The following is a 14,610-nucleotide window of genomic DNA, read 5'->3' as shown; positions in this document are numbered from 1 at the left end:
ACGGCGCGGGCCATCAGGCCTGGCGTTCGCTTCCCGGCGCGTGGCGGGCAAGGATGACGCGGATGCGGCCCTGCGCGTGTTCCGCATCCTCAGGCGAGGCCTGGGACACGATGTCCGCGCACAGCGCATCGAACTGCTTGCGGAAGATGCGCGGCTCGCGCAGATGCGTGACCCACTCGGCCACGTCGCGTTCCAGCCGATCCAGTGCGGCGTCCAGCGCCTGGCGTGTCAGGGTCATGACGAACCTCCCGGCAGATCGATCTGCACCTGGTGGACCGCGCCGTCGTCGTGCAGCGCGAAACGATTGCCCGGCTGGCGCACGCCGTCCACCGACAGCGACGGTGCGGCCGCCTCCCCGTAACGCACCGTGATGGCGTAGGTGGCCTGGCCTGCGGCGTACTGCAGGCTGAAGGTCTCCCAGCCGGCCGGCACGCGCGGTTCCAGCATCAGCATCTCGCCTTCGCGCCGCAAACCCAGCAGCGATTCGAGCAGCAGCCGGTACATCCAGCCGGCCGAGCCGGTGTACCAGGTCCAGCCGCCGCTGCCGGCGTGGTCGCCCACGGCGTAGACGTCGGCGGCCATGACATAGGGCTCGACCCGGTAGCGCGCCACGCCTTGCGCATCGCGCGCGTGGTGGATGGGGTTGATCATCTCCAGCAGCTGCCAGGCGCGTTCGACCTGACCCAGCTCGGCGAAGGCCATCACCGTCCACACCGCGGCGTGGGTGTACTGGCCGCCGTTCTCGCGCACGCCGGGCACGTAGCCGCGGATATAGCCCGGGTCCGGGCCGTGGCGGTCGAACGGCGGATCCAGCAGCTGGATGATGCCCGCCTCGGGCTTGACCAGATGCGTGTCCAGCGCGGTCATCGCCTGCTGCACGCGCTGGGCCTGGCCGGCGCCGGACAGCACCGCCCAGCTCTGCGAGATCGAATCGATCCGGCATTCCTGCGCCTGCGCCGAGCCCAGCGGCGTGCCGTCGTCGAACCACGCGCGCCGGTACCAGCCGCCGTCCCAGGCGTGCTCCTCGATGCGCGCGGCCAGCGTGTCGGCCTGCGCCTGGCACCAGTCCGCGAACGCGTTCTCCCCGCGCCGCTGCGCCACCGGGACGAAGGCCTTGAGCACGTGGATCAGGAAGAAGCCCAGCCACACGCTCTCGCCGCGACCGTGCTCGCCGACCTTGTTCATGCCGTCGTTCCAGTCGCCGGTGCCCATCAGCGGCAGGCCACGCTCGCCGAGCAGGCGACAGCCGCGGCGCAGCGCCAGCACGCAGTGTTCGTACAGGCTGGCATCGCCGGCCGAGACCACCGGCAGGTCGTAGTAGGACTCCTCGTCGTCGTTGACCAGGCGGCCCTCGACGAAGCGCGCGCGCGCCTCCAGCACGCCCCAGTCCTGGGTGACGTCCAGATAGCGACAGGTCGCCAGCGGCAGCCACAGGTAGTCGTCCGAGCAGCGCGTGCGCACGCCGCGTCCGGTCGGCGGATGCCACCAGTGCATGGCATCGCCCTGCGGGAACTGCTGGGCGGCCGCGCGCAGCAGGTGTTCGCGGGTGACCTGCGGCAGGGCGTGGACCATGGCCATGCAGTCCTGCAGCTGGTCGCGGAAGCCCCAGGCGCCGCCGGACTGGTAGAAGCCGCTGCGGCCGAAGTAGCGGCTGGCGATCACCTGATAGAGCAGCCAGCCGTTGACCAGCAGGTCGAAGGCCGGATCGGGCGTGTTGACCCGGATGCCGCCCAGCACGCCGCGCCAGTGGATGCGCACGCGGTCCAGCGCATCGTGCGCCGCGCCGGCGCCGCGGGTGCGCCGCGCCAGCTCGAGCGTGGCGCCGGCATCGGCCGCCATGCCCAGCCGGAAGGTGGTCTCGAAGCTGCCGCCGGCCTCCAGCGCGATCGGCACCTGCAGCGCGGCGCAGGCGTCCAGTCCGGGACCAAAGCGGCCCGACAGCCCCTCGCGCCGCAGCCCGGCCGGCGCGGCCAGGCTGCCGTTGCGGCCCAGGAACTCGAGCCGGTCGGCGGTGAACTGACGCAGCAGCGTGCCGTCTTCCGGATTGACCCCGGCATCGACGTCGAAGAACGCGCAGCGCCCCTCGAAATCGCCGTTGAACGGATTGCGCGCGGTGAGCACGCCGCTGGCGATGTCCACGTCGGTGATCAGATGCATCTGAGAGCGGCTGCGCAGGTCGGCCAGCACGCATTCGACATAGCCGGTGGCGCTGAGCCGGCGCGCGCGGCCGGACAGGTTGCGCAGCCTGAGCACGCTGTACTTCACCGCCAGCTCCGCATCCACGTACAGCCACAGCTCGCTGTGGATGCCGTCCTCGACGTGCTCGAACACGCTGTAGCCGAAGCCATGGCGCACCCGGTACGCGCCGCTGCCCGGGCACGGCAGCGGCGTGGGCGACCACAGATGGCCGCTGTCCTCGTCGCGCAGGTAGAACGCCTCGCCGCTGCTGTCGCACACCGGGTCGTTGTCCCAGGGCGTGAGGCGGTATTCGTGGGCGTTCTCGCCCCAGCTGTAGCCGGCGCCGGATTCGGTCACCACCGCGCCCAGCACCGGGTTGGCCAGCAGGTTGGACCACGGCGCCGGCGTCGGCCGGCCGGGCGCCACGGTGATCACGTACTCGCGGCCATCGGCGCTGAAGCCGCCGGTGCCGTTGTCGAACTGCAGCGGCCCGGCCTGCAGCGGCTCGAACGGCCAGGGATCCTCGTCGGCCGGATCGGTCTGCACCGCGGGCGGCAGCCCGGCCACGGCGCCCTCGCCCGCCCGCCAGGCGGCCGGTCGCGGCGGCGCCGCCGGCAGCGGCGCGGGCGGCTCGCGCTCCAGCACCGGCAGGCGATCGACCTGCTCGGCCAGGGTGCCGGCGCGGTCGGTCAGCACCACGCGCGCCACCGACAGCAGCAGCACGCGGTCTTCCTGGCCCAGCTGCTGCACGGCACGCACGAAGATGCCGCCGCGCCGCTCCAGCACCTCGGCGCGCTGGTCGCGCGCCAGCAGCGCCAGGATCTGCTCCTGCAGCTGCTGGCGGTAGCCGGCCTGGCTCTCGTTCCAGACCACCAGGTCGGTCTCCAGGCCCTTCAGGCGCCAGTACTGGTGCGCCTGCACGACCTGTTCGACCAGCGGCAGATGGTCCACGTCGGAGACCTGCAGCAGCACGATCGGCAGATCGCCGGAGATCGCCTGCGCCCACAGCGCCGGCTGGGCGCGTCGGTTCTGGCGCAGGGTGTCCGCGTCGGCGCGCAGCACCGGGTCGGGCTGCAGCACCAGCGCGGCCAGGCGCTCGTAGACCTGCACGTCGGCCTCGTGCGCGTTGATCTGGCGGTGCACGACCTGACTGTGGGTCCAGGCCAGGTCGAACACGCGGTCGGCCAGGCGCCGGTCGCGGTACTTCTCGATCAGCGCATCGCAGGCGGCCTCGTCCTCGCCCACGCCGGTGACCAGGTCGAGCAGCGCCTGCTGGCCGGGCTGCAGGGTGATGCGCACGCGGATGGCGACGATCGGGTCGAGCACCGAGCCTTCGCTGTTGTCCAGCGCCAGGCGCTCCATCGCCAGCGGCCGCGCCGCGCTGCGCCCGCGGCCGATGAAGCGGGCGCGGTCGGTCTCGTAGGAGATCTGTTCGATGTCGCAGTCGTGCGCGGCCACCAGATGCAGCAGCTGCGGCGGCCGCTCGCCGGCCTCGCGCGCGCGGCGCCGGCAGACGATGGCCTGCTTGGCCGCCAGGATGCGGGTCTGCACGAACAGGTTGCCGAAGGCCGGGTGCGCCTCGTCGGCGCGCGGCGCCTGCAGCACGACCTCGGCATAGGTGGTGACCTCGACGGTGCGCGGATGGCGCGCGCGGTTCTTCAGCCGCAGGCGGCGCAGCTCGATGTCGTCCTCGGCCGACACGGCGATCTCCAGATGGCTGTCGATGCCGCGGTGGCGCACGCGAAACTCGGCCTTGGCCTGGGAGAAGATCGCCTCGAAGTGCTGGGTGCGCACGCAGGTGGGCTGATACGCGGCCGACCAGTACTCGCCCGATTCGGCATCGCGCAGATAGCAGAAGCTGCCGTAGGCATCGCGCGTGGGATCCTCGCGCCAGCGGGTGAGCGCGGTGCCTTCCAGGCGCGTATAGCCGCCGCCGGCCACGGTGAGCATGGCGTGGTAGCGCCCGTTGGACAGCAGCTGCACCTCCGGGCGCGGGCCGTCGGGATCGCGCAGGATGCGCAGCTGCGGGCCGGCCGCGGCCGCCGCGCCGTCGGCCGGGCTGGGCGCCTCGGACTCGTGCGCCGGCACCACCCCGGCGGCGGGCATGCGTTCCTGCAGCAGCAGCAGGGCCGCGCGCAGCGCCGGATCGGCGGCGAAGCGCTTCTGCATCGGCTGTTCGACCAGCAGATGGTCCAGCGACAGCAGCGCCATGCCCTGGTGATGGGCCATGTAGGAGCGGATCACCACGTGGCGTTCGCCGCGCGGCAGGCGCTCGGCCGTGTAGTCCACCGCCTCGTACATGCCGAACGCGCCGGAGAAGCCCTGCGCGGCCATCGCCTGCAGGTTCTCCAGCGCCGCCGGCGGATTCACCATCAGCGCCATCACCGTGGCGTAGGGCGCGATCACCGCGTCCTGCGCCAGGCCGCGCTTGAGCCCCAGTCCCGGCACGCCGAAGGCGCGGTACTGGTAGTTCATGTTCACGTCCACCGCGTTGTAGCCGGACTCGGACACGCCCCAGGGGATCTGCCGCGCCTGGCCGTATTCGATCTGCGCCTGGACCACGCCGTGCGCGGTCTGGTCGAGCAGCGAGCCGGGGTAGCTGGGCATCACCAGCTGCGGCATCAGGTACTCGAACATCGAGCCGCTCCAGGACACCAGCACCGGCTCGCCGCCGCCCTCGGTCAGCAGCCGACCCAGGGCGAACCAGCTCTCCTGCGGCAGCTGGCCCTGGGCGATGGCAACGAAGCAGCCCAGCCGCGCCTCGGAGGCCAGCAGGTCGTAGAAGCCCGCGTCCAGGCGGCTCTCATCGACGTTGTAGCCGATCGACAGCATTCGCTGCGCCGGGTCGTAGAGGAAGCGGTAGTCCTGCTCGGCGTGCCGCGCGGCCAGTTCGGCCAACGCTTCCAGCTCGTCCAGCTGGCGCGCCGCGAGACCGCCGGGCTCGGCATCGGCCAGCGCGCGCAGCGTGGCCGGCACGGCGTGCTCGCCGGCCGGCAGGGGGCCGGCCTGCTCCAGCATCGCCAGCGCGGACTGGCAGGCCTCCAGCAGGCGCGCCGGCCAGTCGATGGGCGCACGCGGCAGGGCGGCCTGCGTGGCCGCCTCGTCCAGCGCATGCGCGCGTTCGAGCAGTGTGCGGACCTGCGGCGCAGACGCTTGCTCACCGGTGCGCAGCGGCTGCAGCGCGTCTGCGAAGGCCTGCAGCGGGGCGGCCAGCGCCTCGCCCAGACCGGCGCGCTGGGCATCGTCTTGCAGCGCGCCCAAGGTGTCGGCCAGGCCGTCGAAGGTCTTGGGCGCCAGCAGCGGCGCATCGGCCAGCTGCAGCAGGCCCTGGCGCAGGGTGAGCAGATGGCCGGTGAGATTGCCGCTGTCCACGGTGGACACGTAGCGCGGCGCCAGCGGGCGCAGTGTGTCGGTGGTGTACCAGTTGTAGAGGTGGCCGCGATGGCGTTCCAGCCGGCCCAGCGTGTCCAGCGCGCCGCGCACGCGTGTCAGCACGCCGGGCAGCTGCAGATAGCCCAGGTCCCAGGCCGAGAGGTTGGCCAGCAGCGACAGGCCGATGTTGGTGGGCGAGGTGCGCCTGGCCAGCACCTGCGCCGGATGTTCCTGCAGGTTGTCCGGCGGCAGCCAGTGCTCCTGCGGGCCGACCCAGGTCTCGAAGAACGCCCAGGTGCGCCGCGCCAGCTGGCCCAGGAAGCGGCGCTGCGCGTCGTCCAGATGGGTCGAGGCCGCCGGCGGGCGCCGGCCCAGCCAGCCCATCAGCCAGGGTGAGGCCGCCCACAGCGCCAGGCACGGCACGGCCGCCGGCAGCGCCCACGGCTGCAGCAGCGCCACGGCCGCCAGCACCACCACGGCGAACACCGTCACCGGCCACATCAGCGCCACTTCCGGCATCTCGCCGCGCACGCTGCGCTCGACATCGCGCGAGACGTTCCACTGCAGCAGGTGCCGGCGCGAAACGGCCAGGCGCCACAGCGTGCGCACGATCGCCAGCGCGTTGCTGCCGGCCTGGTGCGGCAGGCAGGCGAAGGTCACCGCCGCCCGCCGCAGCTCGCGCAGGGTGCGCGTGCGCAGCAGCGACAGGTGCGCATCCAGCGGCAGCTCGCCCGGGCCGGCCAGCGCATCGCGCAGCGCCGCCAGCAGCGGCGGTAGCCACCACGGGCACAGCAGCCACAGCGTCCACACCAACGGCGCGGGCACCACGCACCAACCGGCCACCAGCAGGGTCAGCGCGGCGATCGGCACCAGGCTGCGGCGCAGGTTGTCGGCCAGCTTGCCGCGCGAGAGCCAGGACAGCGGGCTGCGCTCCCAGCCGCGTGCGGTCGGCACGCGCGGCAGCAGCCACGGCAGCAGCTGCCAGTCGCCGCGCACCCAGCGCTGGCGGCGCTTGGCATCGGCGAAATAGCGCTCGGGATAGTCCTCGTACAGGCGCACCTGGCTGACCAGCCCGGCGCGCGCGTAGCAGCCTTCCAGCAAGTCGTGGCTGAGGATGGCGTTGTCGGGCATGCGCCCGGCCAGCACCTGTTCGAACGCCTCGACCTCGTAGATGCCCTTGCCGACGAACGAGCCCTCGGCGAACAGGTCCTGGTACACATCGGAAATGGTGCGCGTATACGGGTCGATGCCCGCCTCGCTGCCGAACATGCGCGCATAGCGCGAACGCAGCGCCATCGCGCTGCCCAGGCCAGGCTGCAGGATGCCGTAGCCGCGCACCACCGTGCGCGTGTACGGAACGACCACCGGCCGGTTGAGCGGATGGGCCATGGTGCCCACCAGCGCGCGCGCGGACTCCAGCGGCAGCTGAGTGTCGGCATCCAGGGTGATGACATAGCGCACCCCGCGCAGCACCTCGGTGCGCCCGACGATGCAGCTGAACGGCGCGGTGTCGCCCTCGCGCAGCAGCGCGTTGAGCGCGGCCAGCTTGCCGCGCTTGCGCTCCAGGCCCATCCAGCGGCCCTCGTGCGGATTCCACTGGCGCGGGCGGTGGAACAGGTAGAACAGCTCGCCTTCGGCCGCATCGCGGCCCTGCCCGTGGCGTGCGTTGAGCGCGGCGATGCGCGCCTGGGCATGGGCCAGCACGGTCGCATCCTGGGGCAGGTGTTCCTGCGCGGCATCGGCGAAGTCGGTCAGCAGGCCGAAGTGCAGATGCGGCCCGCGGTTGGCCAGGAACCGCACCTCCAGCGCATCGACCAGTTCATCGACCGCCTCGGTGTCGGGGATCATCGAGGGCACGATCACCAGCGTGCGCGCCTGCGCCGGGATGCCGGCCTGGTAATCCAGGCTGGGCAGCGGATGCGGCGTCGCCAGGTTGCTCGCGGTCCAGTTGACCAGCGCCACGCCCAGTTCGCTGAAGGCCAGCAGCGCCAGCACCGCCGCGCCGGCCACCCAGCCCCAGGCCGGCACGGACGGGGCCAGGGTGCTGGCAAGCAGGCCGGCGGCGAACAGCGCGGCGAACACCGCGATCGGCCCGACGTAGGCCAGCAGCGGCACCGGCCGTACATCGGGCAGCAGCCGGCGCCAGCCGCGGCCGGCCAGCGTGCGCGCGATCTCGCGCGCGCCGTCGCCCAGCAGCCACCAGCCGACATGGCCATGGCCCTCGGGCGCACCGGCCGCGGCCGCGCGTGCGCGTTCCAGCACCATCGCCGCGATCTCGCCTTCCGGCCGCCCGGCGCGCCGGGCCACGGTCTCGACCACGCGCCGGTACTGGTCGCGGCTGGCGAAGTCCATGGCCGGATAGGTGCCGTCCGGATCCTGGCGCAGCAGGTGTTCGATCACGCTGCAGCGCTCGACGAAGCCGCGCCAGTCCATGCTGGTGATGAAGCGCAGGCTGCCGATGCTGTTGCGGATCGAAGCCTGCGCCGCGGCCTGGCGGATGCTTTCGCGCTGGACCACGGCTTCGAGCGAGCGCCCGCTCTCGGCCACCCACTGCTCCAGCCAGTCGATCGGCATGTGCGTGGCGAAGTTGCCGCCGCGCAGGTGGCGCAGCAGTTCGGACACGAAGGCCCCGCGCACCGGCGGCTGCGAGCGCAGCATGTCGGCCAGCACCAGCACCACGTCCTTGGGCGCGCGCTGGGCGGCTTCGGCCATGCGCTTGGCCCAGGCCTGGGCAAGGCGGTGATCGCCGACGTCGCGGGTGATGCGCGCGGCGATGCGGCGCAGGTTCTCGATCACCGCCAGGCGCAGCATGATCGGCACCGCCCACAGCTCGCCGATGCTCAGCGCCTGTTCCTGCTGGTAGCCCTTGACCAGGCGCTCCAGGGTCTCCGCATCGACCTGGCCATCACCGTGCGACACCGCCTGCATGGCCAGGTCGTAGACCCGCGGCAGGCCGGCCGACGGCCCGCTGGCCAGCGCCGGCAGCGCCCGGCTGTAGCCGCTGGGCAGGTGGCGCCGCGCCAGCCGCACCTGCTCGTCGATCAGGTAGTAGTTGTCCAGCAGCCATTCGCCGGCCGGCACCATCGGCAGCTTGTCGCGGGCGAAGGCGTCCAGGGCCTGGACCGCGCCCTCCAGCACCGCGCCGTTCTCGGCCAGCCGCGCCAGCATCCGCTCCGGGCCCTGCCCGGCCTGCAGCGTGTGCTGCTGGGACAGGCGCCGGCCCAGCTGTTCCATCTGGGTGGCGTTGAACAGCTGGGCGCGCAGCGGCGGCTCGGGCGTGGCGGTGCGGACCGCGTCGCGGTGGCGCTGCCGCCAACGCGCCAGCAACCGCCTCAAGATCCTCCTGCCCCGCCGCCGCCACCCTGCACGCATCTGACATCCCGTTGATCAGTGGAAGGAAGGCGCGCACCTCTTGCCGGGCAACGATGCGCGACCGCTGCCTTGAAGAGACCGAGCGCCTTCCGGAGATCCTTGATCCCCCGCCCACGCCCTGGGCAGGGAGCCAAAGACAAACAGGCCGAAGCGAATGCCTCGGCCTGTCAGCTGATACGCCAGCACGCGTGATCGCCCCGTGGCGGACGCGTCGGGCCTGCCCGCACTCAGTGCTTGGGGCGACGGGCCGCGTCTGCCGCCTTGCCCACGTCCTGCTGGACCTTGCCGGCGTTCTTCTCCAGCTTGCCGGCCGCTTCCTTGGTCTTGTTGCCGGTCAGCTTGCCGGCAGCTTCCTTCAGGCCGCCCTTGACCTGGTGCTTGGCACCTTCCACGCGATTCTTGTCCATCGTGCGTACTCGCTCGAGCTCGCCACACATGTGGCGCAGACCGTGTAGACCCGTGCGCGCAATGCAGGAGTGAAAGAAGTGCACGGACGCCTTCACGCGCACCGATGGATCGGCGTGCGGCACCGGTCCGCCGTGCGCCGGTCATGGCTTTCTGCCAAGCTCGAAGGCCCCTCATCGCCTGTGTCCCGCATGTTTTCCTCTGCTTTTCGGGCCGCGTGGCTGGCCGGCCTGTTGCTGCTGTCGGCCTGCGCCTCCGCGCCGACCCGGCCCGCGTCCCCCGACCCGGTCCTGCTGATCTCCATCGACGCCCTGCGCGCCAGTTACCTGGGCCGGGGCGACACGCCGCACCTGGACGCGCTGGCGCGCGACGGCGTGCGCGCGCAGTGGATGACGCCCTCGTACCCGACGCTGACCTTCCCCAACCACTACACCCTGGTCACCGGCCAGCGCCCGGACCACCACGGCGTGATCCACAACTCCATGCGCGAGGCAGGCCTGGGCGAATTCAAGGTCGCCGACACCCAGGCCACCGGGGATGCGCGCTGGTGGAGCGAGGCCACGCCGATCTGGGTCACGGCCGAACAGCACGGCCTGAAGACCGCGATCTGGGCGTGGCCCGGCAGCAGCGCGCCCATCGGCGGCGTGCGCCCCAACGAATACCGCCTGTTCGATACCGCCATCCCGGCCGCCACCCGCGCCGCCGACGTGGCCGGATGGCTGACCGGACCGGTCCAAGCGCGGCCGGCGCTGGCCGCGCTGTACATGGAGGACGTGGACGAGGAGGGCCACAACCACGGCCCCGATTCGCCGCAGGTGCGCGAGGCCCTGCGCCGTGTGGACGCGGCCGTGGGCGCGCTGCTGGACACGCTGCGGGCCCACAGCCAGCTGGAGCGCACCAACATCGTGATCGTCTCCGACCACGGCATGGCCACCGTCGCCCCCGAGCATGTGGTCGCGGTGGAGGACATGGTCAGCAAGCAGGAGGCAGTGGTGGTGTCTGTCGGCCAGGTGGTCGGCGTGCAGCCCAACCCGGGCTTCGAGGCGGCGGTCGAGGCCCGACTGCTCGGCCGCCATCCGCCCTACACCTGCTGGCGCAAGGGCGAACTGCCGGCGCGCTGGCACTACGGCAGCAACGCGCGCATCCCGCCGATCGTGTGCCAGATGGACGAGGGCTGGGACGCCCTGCCGGCCGAACAGGCCGCGCGCCGCCGCCTGCTCGGCCACGACCGCGGCTCGCACGGCTACGACCCGGCGCTGGAGTCGATGCGCGCCATCTTCATCGCCCACGGCCCGGCGTTCCGGCGCGGCGTGGTGCTGCCGGCGTTCGACAACGTCGATGTCTATCCGCTGCTGGCGCGCCTGCTGCAGGTGCCGCCCCAGCCCAATGACGGCACGCTGGCGCCGCTGCAGGCAGGGCTGCAGCCGCCCGCGCATTGATGTCCGAAAACGGCCAGTAGGGCCGCATGGCCGGTGCTAGCCTGCCGGCCATGACCTCGCCCCTGCCCGATGCCGCCCTGTGCGAACGCGCCCGCCTGAGCCGCGATGCGCGCTTCGACGGGCTGTTCTTCACCGCCGTGTCCAGCACCGGGATCTATTGCCGCCCGGTGTGCCCGGCGCCGCCGCCGCGGCGCGAGAACGTCAGCTACTTCCCGTCCGCCGCCGCGGCCGAGGCCGCCGGCTACCGCCCCTGTCTGCGCTGCCGGCCCGAGCTGTCGCCCGAGCACGGCGCCTGGCGCCGCGGCGACGATGCGGTGGCGCGCGCGCTCAAGCTGATCGACGCCGGCCTGCTGACCGATGCCCCGCTGTCGGCGCTGGCGCAGCGCCTGGCCTTGAGCGAACGCCAGCTGCGGCGGCTGTTCGCCGATCGCCTGGGCACCTCGCCGCTGGGCGTGCACGCCACGCGCCGGCTGCTGTTCGCCAAGCAGCTGCTGACCGAGACCGCCCTGCCGATCACCGACGTGGCCATGGCCGCCGGCTTCGGCAGCCTGCGGCGCTTCAACACCGTGTTCAAGGAGGCCTATCGCATGGCCCCGCGCGAGCTGCGCAAGCGCGAGGTGCCGGCGGCGGCCGACGAGACTCTGGTGCTGCGCCTGGGCTATCGCCCGCCGTACGACTTCGGCGCGATGCTCGACTTCCTGCGCGGGCGCGCGCTGCCGGGCGTGGAGCATGTCGATGCGATCTCCTATGCGCGCGTGGTCGGCCCGATCGAGTCCCCCGGCTGGCTGCGCGTCAGCGCCTGGCCGCGCGGCGAACACGCGCTGCGGCTGGAACTGCAGCGGATCGCGCCGGCGCGGATGCTGGGCGTGGTCGCGCGGCTGCGGCGCATGTTCGACCTGGACGCCGATCCGCAGGCGATCGCCGCGGCGCTGGGCCACGACCCGCGCCTGGCGCCGCTGCTCGAGCGAAGGCCCGGCCTGCGCATTCCCAGCGGCTGGGACGGCTTCGAGATCGCGGTGCGCGCGGTGATCGGCCAGCAGGTCAGCGTGGCCGCCGCGCGCACCTTCACCGCCCGGCTGGCGCAGGCCTTCGGCGCGCCGCTGCCCGAGCCGCTGCACAGCGAGGCCCACACACATCTGTTCCCCACGCCCGAGGCGCTGGCCGACGCCGATCTCACCGCGATCGGCCTGACCCAGGCGCGCGCGGCCACGGTGCGCACGGTGGCGCGGGCGGTGCTGGACGGGCGCGTGGACTTCCGCCCGGACGCGCCGCTGGACGACTTCGTCGCGCGCTGGGTCGCCCTGCCCGGCATCGGCCCGTGGACCGCGCACTACCTGGCGCTGCGCGGGCTCGGCCATCCCGACGCCTTCCCGGCCGAGGACCTGGTGCTGCAGCGGGCCCTGCCCAACGACGGCACGCGCCTGAGCGCGCGTGCGCTGGCCGCGCATGCACAGGCCTGGCGCCCCTGGCGCGGCTACGCCGTGCTGCACCTGTGGAAGGACGCCATGCCGGCCACGCCCCTCCGATCGCCCGAACGCCCTGCCAAGGACCTGCCATGACCATCTTCGAACGCCACTTCCCCAGCCCGGTCGGCCCGCTGCGCGTGGCCGCCAGCGATGCCGGCCTGCACGGCATCGAGTTCCCGGAGAACCGGCACCCGGTCAAGCGGCTGGAAGCCTGGGAACAGGGCGATCATCCGCTGCTGCGCGAGGCCCAGGCCCAGCTCGACGCCTATTTCGCCGGGCGCCTGCAGGCCTTCGACCTGCCGCTGGCGCCGCACGGCACCGCCTTCCAGCGCCAGGTCTGGCTGGCGCTGGCGCAGATCCCCTTCGGCGCCACCTGGAGCTACGCGCAGCTGGCCCAGCGCGTCGGTCGCCCCGGCGCCAGCCGCGCGGTCGGCGCGGCCAACGGCCGCAACCCGCTGCCGATCGTGCTGCCCTGCCATCGGGTGATCGGCGCCGACGGCGCGCTGACCGGCTTCGGCGGCGGCCTGCCGACCAAGCAGTTCCTGCTGCAGCTGGAGGGCGCGCTGCCGCCCGTGCCGCAGCGCGCCGGCCTGTTCAACTGACCAGGCGCGCCTGCCGGCCGTCTCGCAGGCGGGCCATGGATCGCCACGCGCGGCGCGCTACCATGCGCCTGCCTGCGGACACCGCTCCGCTCCTGCGCGCACGCCAGCCCCCCGGGCACCGCCCCGCCCCTGGCCGCTGCGCGATCGAGCTGGAGTTCAATACATGTCCCTGACCTCATCCCCGCACCCCTTCGCCTTCGGCCGGATCGCCCCGACGCTGCCGGTCGCCGACATCGCGCGGGCGCTGGCGTTCTACGTCGGCGTCATGGGCTTCGCCAAGACCTTCGAGAACGGCACCCCGGTGGGCTTCGTGATCCTCAAGAAGGACGCGGCGGAGCTGCACCTGTCCCTGGACCGGTCGCACAAGCCGGACCCGCGCAACCTGGCGCATCTGCTGGTCGACGACGCGGCCGGGCTCTACGCGCATCTGCAGCAGGCCGACATCCGCATCATCAAGGCGCTGCGCGATGCGGACTATGGGCTGCGCGGCTTCGTCTTCGCCGACCCGGACGGCAACCGCATCGACGTCGGCCAGCGGCTTTAGCGGCTGAAGCGGGAGCGGAAGGGGCTCTTCTCCTGATCGAGGGCTCTCCGTGCATCTTCGTGCGCGAGCTTCTCGACTTCGGAAGGGGCAGCGGTCCGGCGGGCAGTGGCCGCTTCTCCCTCGATCAGGGCATCCTGCCCTGACGCGGGCGCTCGGCTCCTGCCTCGCTAGGCGCGGCCACTGCCCGGTAAAGCTTCATCGCCGCCTTAGCGGCTCCCACCTGTAGAGCGGAGCTTGCTCCGCTGCTCTTCGTTCGGTTCATGGGAAAAGCCCCAGCGGAGCAAGCTCCGCTCTACAACAAGGCCGCAGCTTGAACTGAGAGACAGTTGCTCCCACCGAAACATGCGGCGCCGTCAGTCCTTTCCCATCCCGGTGTCGGCAGACCGAGCCGAGAAACCACGCCTGACCGGGTCGGGCTGGCCGGCGAAGTCCGCTTCACCGACCTCGCACTCCAGCCGAAAACCCAAAAGAAAACGCGGCGCCCAAAGGCGCCGCGCTTCTGTCTGCAGAGCGATGGAAGGCGGCGATCAGCCGGCCTTGGCCACCGTCTTCTTCGCCACGGCCTTCTTGGCCGGCGACTTGGCGACCGACTTGGCGGTCACCGGCGCGGCGACGGCGGCGCCGTGCTTGCGCGAATTGCCATAGCTGGCGTTGTAGCGCTTGCCCTTGGCGGTTTTGCGATCACCCTTGCCCATCTGCGTACTCCTCGTGTTGGTGGCCCGCCGGTTGCGGCGGGTGCGCGGCCGACGTGAAGGCCGGCGCGCAGGGCCGGAGAGGCTACCACAGCCTCGCGGGGCACCACAGGCCGGCCAGGCCCTCAGTGCGCGCAGCGCGCGTCGTGGACGTGGCCGTGGTTCAGCCGCAGATTCACCAGATGCGCCACGCCCACCAGCGTGCCGCCGAAGGTCATGGCCACCGCATGCGGCACCAGACTGTGATGCAGCGGCGGGTACAGCACCGCGACCCACAGCACCGCCAGCCCGACCAGCAGCACGCCCAGCGCGCGCAGCACCCGATGCCGGCGATAGCCCGCGGCCAGACTGAACACCCCCAGCAACGAAGCGAACACCACGAAGATCCGCTCGAAGCCCTCGCCCAGCCAGGCCGACAGCCCCAGCGCCGGCAGCAGTGCGATCAATAGCGGCAGCACCGCGCAGTGCACGGCGCAGACCAGGGAGCCGGTGGCGCCGATGCGGTCCAGCCAGGAACGGAAGGGAGAGCTCATGCGGGTG

General features: G+C 72.4%; 9 protein-coding genes. 4 read left to right on the top strand and 5 right to left on the bottom strand.

All coding sequences use genetic code 11. The features are described from left to right. Positions 1–13: 13 nt before the first annotated feature. The 3 genes from MWN52_RS05700 to MWN52_RS05690 form a co-directional block, all read right to left on the bottom strand. The gene (locus MWN52_RS05700) at positions 14–238 is read right to left on the bottom strand and encodes a hypothetical protein (RefSeq protein ID WP_131658437.1); all 225 of its coding nucleotides are present in this window, start codon (positions 236–238) and stop codon (positions 14–16) included. Then, positions 235–8,886, bottom strand: a complete 8,652-nt coding sequence (locus tag MWN52_RS05695; RefSeq protein ID WP_345783509.1) for a GH36-type glycosyl hydrolase domain-containing protein — start codon at positions 8,884–8,886, stop codon at positions 235–237. Before MWN52_RS05695 ends, MWN52_RS05700 begins: the two co-directional genes overlap by 4 nt. A 263-nt stretch (positions 8,887–9,149) precedes the next feature. Next, positions 9,150–9,329, bottom strand: coding sequence for a CsbD family protein (locus tag MWN52_RS05690; protein WP_130519816.1), 180 nt, complete (start codon positions 9,327–9,329; stop codon positions 9,150–9,152). Positions 9,330–9,518: 189 nt separating this feature from the next. Between MWN52_RS05690 and MWN52_RS05685 the strand changes: the two genes are divergently transcribed. The 4 genes from MWN52_RS05685 (at position 9,519) to MWN52_RS05670 (ending at position 13,378) form a co-directional block, all read left to right on the top strand. Continuing rightward, positions 9,519–10,766 carry an alkaline phosphatase family protein gene (locus MWN52_RS05685; RefSeq protein WP_286576982.1) on the top strand — a complete coding sequence of 416 codons (1,248 nt, stop codon included), beginning with the start codon at positions 9,519–9,521 and terminating at the stop codon, positions 10,764–10,766. Positions 10,767–10,792: 26 nt separating this feature from the next. Beyond that, on the top strand, positions 10,793–12,325 hold the full coding sequence (locus MWN52_RS05680) for a DNA-3-methyladenine glycosylase 2 (protein WP_286576980.1): 1,533 nt from the start codon (positions 10,793–10,795) through the stop codon (positions 12,323–12,325). Next, positions 12,322–12,834, top strand: coding sequence for a methylated-DNA--[protein]-cysteine S-methyltransferase (locus tag MWN52_RS05675; RefSeq protein ID WP_130519810.1), 513 nt, complete (start codon positions 12,322–12,324; stop codon positions 12,832–12,834). The genes MWN52_RS05680 and MWN52_RS05675 overlap by 4 nt, the downstream gene beginning before the upstream one ends. Before the next feature lie 163 nt (positions 12,835–12,997). Further along, the gene (locus MWN52_RS05670) at positions 12,998–13,378 is read left to right on the top strand and encodes a VOC family protein (RefSeq protein ID WP_286576976.1); all 381 of its coding nucleotides are present in this window, start codon (positions 12,998–13,000) and stop codon (positions 13,376–13,378) included. A gap of 527 nt (positions 13,379–13,905) precedes the next feature. On the opposite strand, the gene MWN52_RS05665 is transcribed toward MWN52_RS05670, so the two are convergent. Both MWN52_RS05665 and MWN52_RS05660 read right to left on the bottom strand, forming a co-directional pair. Beyond that, positions 13,906–14,073, bottom strand: a complete 168-nt coding sequence (locus MWN52_RS05665; protein WP_130516098.1) for a 30S ribosomal protein THX — start codon at positions 14,071–14,073, stop codon at positions 13,906–13,908. Positions 14,074–14,195: 122 nt separating this feature from the next. Beyond that, the gene (locus tag MWN52_RS05660) at positions 14,196–14,603 is read right to left on the bottom strand and encodes a MerC domain-containing protein (protein WP_130516096.1); all 408 of its coding nucleotides are present in this window, start codon (positions 14,601–14,603) and stop codon (positions 14,196–14,198) included. Between the last annotated feature and the right edge of the window lie 7 nt (positions 14,604–14,610).

This window comes from Pseudoxanthomonas winnipegensis, from assembly GCF_030322905.1.
GTDB classification, from domain to species: Bacteria; Pseudomonadota; Gammaproteobacteria; order Xanthomonadales; family Xanthomonadaceae; genus Pseudoxanthomonas_A; species Pseudoxanthomonas_A winnipegensis.
This window is presented reverse-complemented; position numbering and strand designations above follow the sequence as displayed.

Bases quoted from the DNA above. Each gene is read 5' to 3' on its own strand.
- MWN52_RS05685 (WP_286576982.1), top strand. From the start codon at position 9,519: ATGTTTTCCTCTGCTTTTCGGGCCGCGTGGCTGGCCGGCCTGTTGCTG.
- MWN52_RS05660 (WP_130516096.1), bottom strand. From the start codon at position 14,603: ATGAGCTCTCCCTTCCGTTCCTGGCTGGACCGCATCGGCGCCACCGGC.
- MWN52_RS05690 (WP_130519816.1), bottom strand. From the start codon at position 9,329: ATGGACAAGAATCGCGTGGAAGGTGCCAAGCACCAGGTCAAGGGCGGC.
- MWN52_RS05670 (WP_286576976.1), top strand. From the start codon at position 12,998: ATGTCCCTGACCTCATCCCCGCACCCCTTCGCCTTCGGCCGGATCGCC.
- MWN52_RS05680 (WP_286576980.1), top strand. From the start codon at position 10,793: ATGGCCGGTGCTAGCCTGCCGGCCATGACCTCGCCCCTGCCCGATGCC.
- MWN52_RS05665 (WP_130516098.1), bottom strand. From the start codon at position 14,073: ATGGGCAAGGGTGATCGCAAAACCGCCAAGGGCAAGCGCTACAACGCC.
- MWN52_RS05700 (WP_131658437.1), bottom strand. From the start codon at position 238: ATGACCCTGACACGCCAGGCGCTGGACGCCGCACTGGATCGGCTGGAA.
- MWN52_RS05675 (WP_130519810.1), top strand. From the start codon at position 12,322: ATGACCATCTTCGAACGCCACTTCCCCAGCCCGGTCGGCCCGCTGCGC.